Here is an 11,514-nt window from a genome sequence, read left to right on the forward strand (position 1 = left end):
CCATGGGTTAGCTCATCGCAGGCTGAAGTGATTCCAGCAGTTTTTTAATCTGCTCATCATACTCCAGTTCAAATGATGGAAGAATCTCATCCAACCTTTGCTGGAACAAATCAGGATCTAGTACACCAAGCTCTGCCCTTAATTCCAATTCCTCTTCTGAACCATCGTCGTTCAGAATCATGTTCAGCACGTCACTATTAAAATATTCACTTGGCGGAAGGATCAACGCGTTTATCAGGAATTGCATAAAGAAGAGCTGATTATTTTTTTCCTGGTCAGCTTTTTTCATTGCCTGCTTGGTAAATAAATTAATATATTTCTGACCCAAAGTAACTCCTTTCAATTCGAAAGGTCCAGCATGTTCCACCCCTTTCCAACGCATGTCAGCCACAGAACTAAGCCACCAAGCCGGTTCGATGGCCTTCTGCATCCGAAGCAATACCTCCCGCTCAAACTGAGGATCAGGATGCATTCGCTGTGATTCCAAACATTTTCCTATCGTTTCTGCTTCGATTGCGGCGACGGTGATACCTTGTCCATGAATGGGATCAAAGCTGCAAAATGCATCGCCAAGAACGAGTAATCCAGAAGGCCAATCTTCCATAAGTTCAAAATGCTGGCGAACAGACTCGGAAATGCGGTACCCCCTTGGCCTTTGCAATGGCTCTAACTGCTCCATTAATTTTACAATTTCATCTGAAGCAAACAGATGCTTGATTTGTTCTTGAAACTCTTCGGGCTGAGTGGACGGATATGCCTCTCCTCCAGCATTGAAAAGAATGAGTCCAGCGATATCATCCTCGGTGCGCATAAATATGCTTGCACGAATACCTTGCTCAGGATCTGAATCAGACATTACCAATTCATTTGGAATAGAGGATTTTATTTTGTAATAGCGGGTGCTGTAACCAAGAGATACCTTCAGCACTTCCGGTTCCGGCACAAACAATCCAATTTGATCAAGCCACCTGATCAATTTGGAGGAACGACCTGAGGCATCAATAACCATATCCGCTGGAAGTTGTTCTTCCCGCTTTTCACCGTTTCTCTCTTTGGTGTAAATGCCTGTAACGGAGCGGTGATCTTTAGAGACTATTAGCCCGGTAACTTCCATACTGGTTAGGAAGCTTATATGAGAAATATCCTTGATTCGTTTGCGAAGCACCCATTCCAGTAAAGCTCTGCTGCATGATGCGATTTTAAATGAGGAGGTATCCTCCTTATTAGTCAATGTACCGTACCGATTGCTAACGACAAGTCTCTCATCGTGTGAAGAGATTGCCCCCAAATCTATCAATTCTTCATTGTATCCTGGGAAGTAATGTTCCATAATCAGCGCGCCGCGTGGTTGTACGCGGTGTGGATGAAAAGATTGAGGTACACCCTGTCGGTTATTTGGCTCCGAAGGGAATTCATCCCTTTCAATCACACATACTTCCTCATAATAATCAGCTAACATTCTTGCAGTAATTAATCCAGCAATCCCTGCTCCGATCACCACAGCTTTTTTCATGTCGGACACCGAAGATTCATCCTTTCTAGAAATTAGATTTTAATCTACACTTGTTGAGAAATCAAAATATTACTTATAATACCAATATATAATCAAAATTTCTTTTATAGTAAGAATCAATATAGGGATGGTATATAGTTAAACTACGATATGGAAGTGGTGTAGATGAAAATCAATGGAAAAAAGCTTGATTTAAGAGTTGCCCGGACTCATAAATTGTTAATTACGGCCTTGAGAGATCTGTTATCTGAGCAAGGCAAACTATTCAGCAATATCACGATTAATGAGATATGTGACAAAGCGATGGTTCACCGTACAACGTTTTACAAACATTTTGAGGATAAATTTGCGCTGTTATCCGCTACCCTCACGTGGGTTCTTCAGGATTATTTACAAATGAGTATAGAAGATCGGCTTCGGCAGCCCTTGCAAAGCCTATCTAGATTCATGTTGGAGAATTTACTGGAGCCAATTGTTCAAAACCAGAAGAATGACAAGGAATTTACTGACTTTTTCAAAAACTATATCGGAGATATATCCAAAAGAGATTTTCTGGAACTAAAAAGAAGAGGGAAACCATTTTCACCTCCCATAGAACTTTTAGCGGAATATCATTCAGGGGTCATTAGTTTACTTGTGACGTGGTGGATATATCATCTTGAAGAAGATGTTACGGCGGAACAGATGGATGAGTATTACTATCAAATGGTTAACGAGAAAATCATGTTAGACTAACATGAAGCTCATTCATAAATCACGTCCCATAAAGATGGCGATCAAAGCAAAAAAGCCGCTAAAATAGCGACTTCAATAGGGTTATGTTCTTGTCCCTCGATTTAATATTAGTCCAGAAGGCTGTAGATCTGAATGCTCTCTACCTTGGCATCCTTGATATGAAACGACATCACATCCACATAATTGGATGGCTCGTAACGGAAGTCATCCTCCTCATCAGGGGCTCCATCGCCAAGCAGTTTCCCCTCAGGGTAGGCATTTTTGAGTGTGTCCAGGCTGTCTCCTGCTTTAATGTTTCGTACTGTCGCGTACTTAGGATCTGTGATTTCGATATGAAAGATGGAGTCTTGTTTGCCCTCCGGTATACTGATGGTTTTAATCTCCAGACCGGGATACGTGTACACTTTTTCCGTAAAACCGATTAAGCTATCCATATTTGTTCCATCGTCAGCACTGTACGTATGAGATTTCAGGTTATCCGGTTTGCCCAGCATCTGTTCCATCTGATCTTCATTCGCTGTATCCGAAATCGCAATGGTGTGCTCATTATAGACAAAAGCAAGCTCCTTCAGTACCACATTGCCTTCCTTCTCCATCGAACCTTCTTTAATAGCTTCAGTACCCTTTTCTTCAGAACTTTCGGAAGCAGGCGCATTAGCATTTGTTGCACCTTCGCCTGTGTTCTGTTCATTTGCAGTGTTCTGTCCGGTTGCTGGAGATGTAGCTTCATTGGATTGACAGCCCGTTAATGCCACCGTTAGTAAAGCACTTAGTACGATAAAACTTGCAGCTTTCTTAGTTAATTTCATCATGATCCCTCCATAAATGTGTGATTTGTTCTTATGAAGTGATTATAAATAAAACATTTGTTAGTCTTATAACAGAAATGTACCAATCTTGTAACGTTAAGATTTAGGCTTGGGTTTTAGATGCATGTCTATGCACGAGGCAAAACAATTGTAACGGTCGTCCCTTTTCCCAGTTGACTTTCGATGTCGATATATCCATTAAACCGCTCTACGATCTCTTTGCATATGGAAAGTCCAAGACCTGAACCATTTGCTGTACTTGCATTTTTCGCCCGGTAAAAGCGTTCCTGCACTCGCTCCAGCTCATCGCCCGCGATGCCTATGCCTTGATCACATATCCGTATAACTACTTCGTTTGGCGTATGTTCCAACCTTAATTCGATCAGCGATGGACTAGCTGAATATTTGATGGCATTGTCCACAAGATTGGCGATCGCATGGGACATCAGCATTGGATTCACATTGGCGTGCACTCTTGTCGTACCCTCATCATCCGGTTCTTCCTCCGCCTGACTAACTCTGATCTTTATCCCTTTATCCTTGGCCTTGGCTCCCATATTCATGACAACTTGCTGAATCAGTTCGTTCATTTCCGTCTTTTCGACTTCCAGTTCGTTAGAACCAGCCTTGTCGAATCGGGATAACAACAACAGTTCATTAATCAAGCGGGTGAGCCGATCCGATTCCTGCAACAGATGAGCATAGATTTTTTGCAGCTCCTTGTTCTCGGTCTCCCCTTCAACCAAGTATTGAGAGAAACCACGAATGGCTGCCAAGGGTGTTTTTAACTCGTGAGATACGTTGGAGACAAATTGTTTCTGGTACTGAATGTAATCATGAAGCTGCCGCCCCATGGAATCCAGCCCATCTGCCAGCATGCCCAGCTCATCCTTCCGTTTTAGATGAACTCTCCGAAACTCCTGTCTGGAGAAACTTTGCGCAGCGCTAAGTAGTATCTTAATCGGCTTGGTTGTGTTGCGCGCAATCCACAGGCTGGATAACGTAATCAGCACAATAAATCCGGCTGCACCGACAAACAGGATATAACGAATTTGATCCATGATCGCATAAAAGTAGGAAATGTCATCCACGAATTCATACACATAAGCGTTTTCGTAGAACTGATCCTGAATGGGCGTCGCAAAATAAAGCAGATGATCTTCCGTGACGGTGTAGGCATAACTGCCGCTCAGTGCTTTCTCAATATTTTTGTCAAAAATAAGCGGTTTGCCATCATTAATGATGATGCCATCCACAGCCAAGCCGAGCAGCTGCTTGGAGCTGTCATAGATACGTACTTCCTTGCCTGAAGCTTTCAGCTTCTCCAGAGCAAGTCTGACAATTTCATTCGTCTGGGGCTCTCCTGACGATGACCTATGCTGTGCCAACACCTCACGGAAGGACAACTCCGACAGATCTGCCTTCTCCATCATCTGTTTCTCAATGGTAACGAAGCTGTAGTAATCGATGGCTTTATTCACCGCAAATATGATGATGCCAAAAGAAAGCACGGAGAAAAATAAATAATTCAGCAGTAACCGGGTTGCATACTTCAGGCCTCGCCACCTCCAAGTTGATAGCCAAATCCATAGATTGTCCTGACATACTTCGGTTCGTCTGCGTTATCCTCCAACTTCTTCCGTAATCGCATGATGGTCATATCCACACTGCGACTGTCTCCCATAAAATCGTATCCCCATCCGATCTGCAACAGCTCATCCCGGGTAAAAATTTTGTCTGGCCTTTTGAGTAACGTTTCCAGAATTTTGAACTCTTTGGCCGTTAAAGATACGGGTACACCGTTTTTTAGCACCCTGCGGCTTTCCAGATCAAATGTCAGCTCTTCATGAATGATGCGTGTAGATTTAACTTCTGTTTCTTCACTTGATTCTTCCTTGCTCTCGTTTCTTCTCAGAATCACCTTGATCCGAGCGAGCAATTCACGATTGTCAAAGGGTTTGGTCATGTAATCTTCCGCCCCTAACTCTAGTCCCAACACCTTGTCGATTACCTCGTTTTTGGCAGAGAGCATGATCACAGGAACGGCACGTTTCCCGGTAATTTCCTTGCACAGGTCATATCCGGAACAGTCAGGCAGCATCAAGTCAAGTACCACTAAATCGGGTTGAAAAGAGTCGAGCAGCTGCAGGCCCGTTTTGCCGTCCTCTGCGGTCTGCACATCATAGTTTTCTCGCATTAGCACCAGCTCAATTAAATCTCGAATTGCGACTTCATCGTCAATGACAAGTATTTTCTTCAATGTGCACCCCTTCTAGCCTTGTTCCCCAGCTTGAATCATCATTTATCCTCATCTTAGCACAGACACTTTAGATTCCTCCACTAACTGGAAGGTGAGGTATATTCCACTCAGCCAATCACATTCAGTATGATGGTTGATTTTCGTTTTAAACGGTACGAGGTGCATAAGCACAAAGAAAGACGCGTACGCCTTCAGTGATAATACGTTTGGTTTGTTCCTCTTCCAATGCCTCTGTTTTTCTAGGTTGATTAAATACCAATAAAAACGTTAATGCAGCGAAGTGCTTTGTAGCCATTTCAGGATCGGGCACATGGAGCAATCCGGTTTGTCCAAACTCTGTAAACCTTTTGATAATCCCCTCTTCAGTTGCGTTATCCAGCCTATCAAAAAACGAGTCTGGCAGGTTGACGGCTTCCACCATAACCAGACGGATCAAAGCCATGTAATCGGACGAACCGTTCGCAGAAGCTACGATTTGTTCGCAAAATAAGATGAGCGCCTGCTTCAGATCCTCGAATTCCAAGAGGTGATCTGAAATCCCTTGCTCAATCATGTCAAGAACAGCCAAACTGGATTCTTCAACAACGGCAAGCAGTAGATTCTGTTTGTCGCCATAATAATCATAAACTGTCCGTTTGGAAACTCCCGCTTTAGCTGCGACCGCATCGACGCTGGATCGATCAAACCCATCGGAAAGAAACAGGTCTCGTGCTGCCGCAATAATTTTAGCTCTTTTGTCTGAAGAGCCTTTGCGGATTTTCTTGTTTTCCGCATGATCCATTCTTACGTTGCCCCCTTATAGGTATACCATCAGAAATTGATTAGAGTTTTGTTCTGTTTACAAACTACACTGCACGGTGTAGTATAACAAATGTAGCATATCAAATCAATGATCAAGGAGGATTCTATTCATGAATACCAAGCCGTCTTTTGTTGATGTTCTTATTGTCGGGGCCGGTCCTACAGGGCTTACACTTGCCTGTGATCTGGCCCGTCGAAACATCGACCATCGTATTATTGAACGAAGCTCCTTATTTAACGTTGCTTCTCGCGCCAAAGGAATACAGCCTCGCTCGCTTGAAGTCGCGGATGATTTGGAGGCCGTCCACTACATTATTGACACAGGTGTTGTGGATTTGCCTGTTCGTTATTATACCGCAGATGGCAGGAGTGTGGACAAGCCGTCTATTACCGTTGCAGCCAGCCCCGAACTTGAAACACCCTATCGCGATCCGGTCTGGATTGCTCAATATGATGTAGAAAAAGCATTGCGCGACCGATATGCAGAGCTTGACGGTCAAGTTGAGTTGGGCATGGAAGCCATAAGTCTTGTTCAGGATGTGGATGGTGTAACGATAACCGTGCATTCATCACAAGGAGAAAAGCAAATTCGCGCTCGTTATGTAGTCGGCGCTGACGGAGGCAAAAGCAATATCCGCAAATTTATTCACTTACCGTTGGTTGGGGAAACACGTGATCATGAGCGATGGTATCTTGGCGATGTACGATTGGAAGGGTTAGATCGTGACCATATCCATATCTGGACTTCTTCGGAGGGGATGGTCGGGGTGACGCCGCTGCCAAAATCCGATATTTGGCAACTGCAGGCTACAATTCCGGAAGACATCGAAGAACCAGAGCAGCCGTCGCTAGAGGCGTATCAAGCCATGTTTGACCGTCGCGCAGGGGCCGGACGTGTTCGGCTTACGGCTGCTTCCTGGCTGTCCATCTATCGGGTCAACGTTCGTATGGTTGAATGTTACCGCAACGGCCGGGTCTTCCTTGCCGGCGATGCTGCTCATGTTCATTCGCCGGCCGGTGGTCAAGGCATGAATACGGGGATGCAGGACGCGTACAATCTCGGCTGGAAACTGGCGGCTGTGATACGGGGAGCGGACACCGCCTTACTCGACACGTACGATGAGGAGCGCCGCCCAGTGGCTCAAGCTGTTCTTGAGGACAGCACGAAGAAGATGGGAGTGGTCATAGGAACGGCGACTGAAGGCGGAGGGTTGTCCCAAACTTTGAGCACCATATCCGACGATCTGACGAGTGGGCTACTCATTTCCTATCGCTCAAGTTCGCTTACCCGTCGTTCTGCTCGAACAAATGCTACCCGTTCATTTCCTGGGGATCGTGCTCCTAATGCTACGGGCCTGCAAGGCACCGGATTTGCAGGAAGTCTCTATGACCTATTGCGAGGCCCACACTGGACGCTTTTGGCTTTTGCAAACAGCATCGATCCTTCGCTGAAGAACTTCACTAACAACGAACTCCATATACATTATATCCTGCCATCCAACGTGGATGGGGCGGCGGAAGGTTTAATAGACACAGCAGGTAATGCCTATCGAATTTACGATGTTACAAGTAAAGAACTTGTACTGATTCGTCCCGACGGTTACATTGCAATGCGTACCTCCATTGATGATACTTCATCAATTTCGAATTACTTGAATTCCATTTATCGGGCAAACTGATTTGGACAAGACCAGCGGGAAATAAGATAAATACAAGAGGAAATCAAAGAAGGGCAACTTTTGTCACCAAAAGCGGCCCCTCCCCTTTTACTTCAATCCATTTTTTTAAATTTTTCCTCTTGAAATACAATCTTTTATCTAATTTGACACTCCGGCTAGCTCTAAAACATCTTCTAATGTCAATTTCCCAATAACCTCATACCCTTTTTGATCTCCCAGTGGTTTTAGAATAACGGTCTCCATACTCGCAAGTTCTCCTACTCCTATCCCGGGAGGAAAAGAGTGGGCTATAATTACTCTGTTAACATGAGTCGGAGGTATTTGTTCAATTTCATTTGTAAATGCTTGCAATGTACTATTTATTTTTTCAGTGCTCGGATTTTGACTGAGATTATATATGTTTAACCAGAAATCATTTACTTTTACCTGTTGTGTACCAAAAGCAATCTGAGCCGTTTGGAGGGTTCTACAAAAAGGACTTGCTTCTACAGGTATTTGGAGGGGAATGTTTAATTTACGGATAGCCTCGCCATACTTTTCAGCTTGTTCCTTTCCCAATACACTTAAATTCCGCTGCGTAGTGCAATCTGTTAGACTAAAGTTTTGTTGATCTGCCCCTACAGTTGCATCTCCATGTCGGATATAAAGGATGTATCCGCCTTTTTGAAGATCTTTTATGAGAGAAGATCCGGTAATCTCTGCTCCCCAGGCACTATAAGTTGTTCCAAGCAACAGAAAAAAACAGGGTATCAAAATGAATAATCGGAACATTTCTCTTCCACCTTTTTTCTTCTACACTCCCCCTTATTGCGATAACTTATACAACGCGCTTCATCATTCTACGGAATCGTTCGAGAAAATCTACGCCATGTTACAATCCAGACTACTGAAAAATCGTTCAACAAAAACATCACCATATATTTTCTTCATATGGGCTGTGTTAAAAATATATTGTTCAATAGGCTCAAGCCTGCGAAGACTGCGTACCAGTACCTTCCGATCATCTTCAGATAGATTAGGGTCATCGTCTATCTTCATCAAAGCATTTTTCACACGTGCGGATATCTGTTCAACATACAGATGATTTTTGGATTTTGGCGGAATACATTGTGTCAGGTCACAGCTCACAAAACGAACACCGTCAAGGATGCAATTTTCAAAATTGACGATTAACTTTTGTTTGCCATTTCCCTCAAACGTAATATCCACTAGCTTGCCGGTAAAGGAACAATTGACGATATTCGCTGCTCGTAAAATCCGGTCATTGAATCTACATTTATAAAAAGTACAGTCGATAAACGAAGCGTTCTCCAATGTCATCCCTCTCATATCGCAGGAGGAAAATTCGCAATTTGTGAAAACAGCTTCCTCTTTGGCAATGCCAACAGAGCGCAAGTCGGAATGAATAAATGTACAATGATCAATCGTACTACCGGCAAAAAATCTCGCATTTGTAAGATCACAGGTATCAAATATAAGATGTTTCAGGTCACAGCTCCAAAATATAGGTGAACCAACATTTGAGTTTATTATGGTCGTTCCGCTTATCGTTTCGTGTTCATACCTGACAATATCAGAAAATAATTCGTTGTTTACTGACATACCAGACTCAAGTCTTTTCATCCCTATCACCATCATATCTTCAGAATCTTTTTCATTATAATAACCTTATTTTGGAGTTGAATTCACTCTGGTATCCCCTTCTCATCTCACTCTAAAATTGTTTTGAGCATATTTGGCTACCTACGGTCAGATTTAGCATGAACATAATGATTAAAGGTGAGAATCTTTCAATTGAATCTAGTGAAAGATGATTTTTGAAAATGAGTACCAACAAAGGTAGGAGTATGCCTATGATCATAATAGCCAATAAACGTCTGTGGAACGGTGCACGGAGGAGAGTAGTATGCCTAATAACAAAAATTTCGTGTAATTGCTCGTATCCCTTTTTTTCTAATGTGCGCTGCTCGTTGACATGAAGGTTAGACGAGGTAGGCGTGCTAAGATCATGTTCTTTTGACTGAACCATTCTCTGTTGAAGATCAGCAATCCGTATTTCTGGATTTAACAATGGATCAGCATGGTTTGTTACTGCGCGCACTGCAGATGTGAAATCCGTATGTTTTAGTAAAACATACCCACAGATAGCCCCGGACAACGACATCAGTATCAAAAGCCCCGGTTGATCCAGTATCACAGATCCAAATAGAGGAAGGTTTAGTTTTGTGAAGGGAAGGTAAGCAAAAGTCAGTGCCAGCAACATGCTCAAACTCGTAGCCCATATTTTCTGTACAAGAATAATGCCTTTCCATTTAAATAATGCCAAATGTAAAAATTCACATATCACTCGCCAAAAAGTCATCATTCCCACAATCAGCAATGCATGAGTCATTGGAAATTTAAAGAGTACCGCAACCAGAGTCATTGCAATCCCTTGATAGATGAAAAATGTCGTATACCGATAAAATAGCGTAGCTCGCATATATTTGGTTGGGTTTATCCGCATAAGTCGGATAGATGTATACTTCATTTTGTTTGATTCCAACACTTTTGCACTCGTTACCCCAGCCATTACGCCACTTATGCAAAAATACATGTGAAGAAGAAGGTTAAAATGCTCCGTACGTTTAACATTTTCCGTCCATAAGAGCATGGGCAATGCAAACATTCCCCCGAAATATAATAAGCTTTCCAATAAACCAGCGACAAATAATAAAATAACCGCAATTGCACCGATTGCACGTTTCGTCCGAAAAGCAGCATACGTTTGTTCACTGATTAAATGACCTACAAACGGTAACTTTTGTGTGAAATAGATCAAACGGTTGACCAGCGTAATCATCTGTAACTGCCACATGCGAGAAATTGTACTAATCATTCCCGTCATAGGCGTTCTCCCTTGTACTTCCATTTTGGCTTTCATTCCGTAATAATTCAATTACCTGCTCTTCAAAGTCGGGCTGAGTAAGAATTTCGGGTGAAATCTGTGTTAAACTCCCATGATTTAAAATAATTAACTCATCACACAGATCCGTGGCCAATTGCAATATATGGGTCGAGAAAATTAGGATATGATCTTTTTTTAAATCACGCAACAATTGTTTCATCTCACTCGCAACGATGACATCAAAGGAAGTTAAAGGTTCATCCAACAGAATCACTGTAGGTTTTATGAGTAAAAATAACAACATTTGAACTTTATTCTTCATCCCATGCGAGTAATGTTTAATGAGTTTATGTCGGTCATCCTGGGCAATGTGCATCATATCAAACAGGGCATCAATATTGTTTCCTCGTCCTTCAATCACATCTACGTTAACATCGATGAAAAAACGTACAAATTCATATCCTGTCAGAAATTCTGGTAACAGTGGCAATGAGTAAACGTATCCTACGTCATCCATTTCCAAGTCACGCGTTTTTGATCCGTTGACGAGTTTCATTTTGCCGCCATCCACTTGGATCTCGCCACCTAAACAATTGAATAACGTTGTTTTTTCCGGCGCCATTGCGCCCAAGAAGGCCATAGATCTTTCCCTTTTCAAATTGAAAACTTAAATTGGCTAATACTTTTTTTTCACCAAAACTCTTCTCTACATTTTGTAAGACCAATTTCATTTATTTGTTCCTCGCTTTCAAACCTACAAATATCCTAATAAATCTTGAATCTTTGTCACTAATTCCTCACTAAAAAGGGAACGAATAAACCGACGGGTG

12 protein-coding genes are annotated in these 11,514 nt (G+C 42.7%); 2 read left to right on the forward strand and 10 right to left on the reverse strand.

The annotated features are described in order from the left end of the window. Positions 1–7: 7 nt before the first annotated feature. Positions 8–1,513 carry an FAD-dependent oxidoreductase gene (locus QF049_RS07355; protein WP_307543133.1) on the reverse strand — a complete coding sequence of 502 codons (1,506 nt, stop codon included), beginning with the start codon at positions 1,511–1,513 and terminating at the stop codon, positions 8–10. A 165-nt stretch (positions 1,514–1,678) separates the two neighbouring features. Here QF049_RS07355 and QF049_RS07360 point away from each other — a divergent pair, with 165 nt between their 5' ends. Beyond that, on the forward strand, positions 1,679–2,248 hold the full coding sequence (locus QF049_RS07360; protein ID WP_307536121.1) for a TetR/AcrR family transcriptional regulator: 570 nt from the start codon (positions 1,679–1,681) through the stop codon (positions 2,246–2,248). Positions 2,249–2,355: 107 nt separating this feature from the next. Here the strand turns inward: QF049_RS07360 and QF049_RS07365 are convergent, their stop codons facing one another. The 4 genes from QF049_RS07365 to QF049_RS07380 form a co-directional block, all read right to left on the reverse strand. Continuing rightward, positions 2,356–3,060 (reverse strand): hypothetical protein, encoded by a 705-nt coding sequence (locus QF049_RS07365; RefSeq protein WP_307536123.1) that lies wholly within the window; start codon positions 3,058–3,060, stop codon positions 2,356–2,358. A gap of 125 nt (positions 3,061–3,185) precedes the next feature. After that, positions 3,186–4,568, reverse strand: coding sequence for a sensor histidine kinase (locus tag QF049_RS07370; protein ID WP_307536126.1), 1,383 nt, complete (start codon positions 4,566–4,568; stop codon positions 3,186–3,188). Positions 4,569–4,609: 41 nt separating this feature from the next. After that, positions 4,610–5,317 carry a response regulator transcription factor gene (locus tag QF049_RS07375; protein ID WP_307536128.1) on the reverse strand — a complete coding sequence of 236 codons (708 nt, stop codon included), beginning with the start codon at positions 5,315–5,317 and terminating at the stop codon, positions 4,610–4,612. Between the two features lie 145 nt (positions 5,318–5,462). Continuing rightward, positions 5,463–6,098: a TetR/AcrR family transcriptional regulator gene (locus QF049_RS07380; RefSeq protein ID WP_307536130.1), complete on the reverse strand. Its 636-nt coding sequence runs from the start codon at positions 6,096–6,098 to the stop codon at positions 5,463–5,465. A gap of 130 nt (positions 6,099–6,228) precedes the next feature. Between QF049_RS07380 and QF049_RS07385 the strand changes: the two genes are divergently transcribed. Then, positions 6,229–7,797: an FAD-dependent monooxygenase gene (locus tag QF049_RS07385; protein ID WP_307536132.1), complete on the forward strand. Its 1,569-nt coding sequence runs from the start codon at positions 6,229–6,231 to the stop codon at positions 7,795–7,797. 138 nt (positions 7,798–7,935) lie between these two features. Here QF049_RS07385 and QF049_RS07390 read toward each other — a convergent pair whose 3' ends face one another. The 5 genes from QF049_RS07390 to QF049_RS31360 all read right to left on the reverse strand — a co-directional run bounded on the left by QF049_RS07390 (position 7,936) and on the right by QF049_RS31360 (position 11,415). Next, on the reverse strand, positions 7,936–8,568 hold the full coding sequence (locus QF049_RS07390; RefSeq protein WP_307536134.1) for a histidine phosphatase family protein: 633 nt from the start codon (positions 8,566–8,568) through the stop codon (positions 7,936–7,938). A 90-nt stretch (positions 8,569–8,658) separates the two neighbouring features. After that, positions 8,659–9,435, reverse strand: a complete 777-nt coding sequence (locus tag QF049_RS07395) for a pentapeptide repeat-containing protein (protein ID WP_307536136.1) — start codon at positions 9,433–9,435, stop codon at positions 8,659–8,661. Between the two features lie 76 nt (positions 9,436–9,511). Then, entirely contained in the window at positions 9,512–10,720 is a 1,209-nt protein-coding gene (locus QF049_RS07400; protein WP_307536138.1) for a hypothetical protein, read from the reverse strand. Further along, positions 10,668–11,306 carry an ATP-binding cassette domain-containing protein gene (locus tag QF049_RS07405; protein ID WP_307543135.1) on the reverse strand — a complete coding sequence of 213 codons (639 nt, stop codon included), beginning with the start codon at positions 11,304–11,306 and terminating at the stop codon, positions 10,668–10,670. The genes QF049_RS07400 and QF049_RS07405 overlap by 53 nt, the downstream gene beginning before the upstream one ends. Next, on the reverse strand, positions 11,209–11,415 hold the full coding sequence (locus tag QF049_RS31360; protein WP_373428220.1) for an ATP-binding cassette domain-containing protein: 207 nt from the start codon (positions 11,413–11,415) through the stop codon (positions 11,209–11,211). Before QF049_RS31360 ends, QF049_RS07405 begins: the two co-directional genes overlap by 98 nt. Between the last annotated feature and the right edge of the window lie 99 nt (positions 11,416–11,514).

It is taken from the genome of Paenibacillus sp. W4I10 (assembly GCF_030816325.1).
GTDB classification, from domain to species: domain Bacteria; phylum Bacillota; class Bacilli; order Paenibacillales; family Paenibacillaceae; genus Paenibacillus; species Paenibacillus amylolyticus_B.

Bases quoted from the DNA above. Each gene is read 5' to 3' on its own strand.
- QF049_RS07355 (WP_307543133.1), bottom strand. From the start codon at position 1,513: ATGAAAAAAGCTGTGGTGATCGGAGCAGGGATTGCTGGATTAATTACT.
- QF049_RS07360 (WP_307536121.1), top strand. From the start codon at position 1,679: ATGAAAATCAATGGAAAAAAGCTTGATTTAAGAGTTGCCCGGACTCAT.
- QF049_RS07365 (WP_307536123.1), bottom strand. From the start codon at position 3,060: ATGATGAAATTAACTAAGAAAGCTGCAAGTTTTATCGTACTAAGTGCT.
- QF049_RS07380 (WP_307536130.1), bottom strand. From the start codon at position 6,098: ATGGATCATGCGGAAAACAAGAAAATCCGCAAAGGCTCTTCAGACAAA.
- QF049_RS07385 (WP_307536132.1), top strand. From the start codon at position 6,229: ATGAATACCAAGCCGTCTTTTGTTGATGTTCTTATTGTCGGGGCCGGT.
- QF049_RS07390 (WP_307536134.1), bottom strand. From the start codon at position 8,568: ATGTTCCGATTATTCATTTTGATACCCTGTTTTTTTCTGTTGCTTGGA.
- QF049_RS07395 (WP_307536136.1), bottom strand. From the start codon at position 9,435: ATGATGGTGATAGGGATGAAAAGACTTGAGTCTGGTATGTCAGTAAAC.
- QF049_RS07400 (WP_307536138.1), bottom strand. From the start codon at position 10,720: ATGAAAGCCAAAATGGAAGTACAAGGGAGAACGCCTATGACGGGAATG.
- QF049_RS07405 (WP_307543135.1), bottom strand. From the start codon at position 11,306: ATGGCGCCGGAAAAAACAACGTTATTCAATTGTTTAGGTGGCGAGATC.
- QF049_RS31360 (WP_373428220.1), bottom strand. From the start codon at position 11,415: ATGAAATTGGTCTTACAAAATGTAGAGAAGAGTTTTGGTGAAAAAAAA.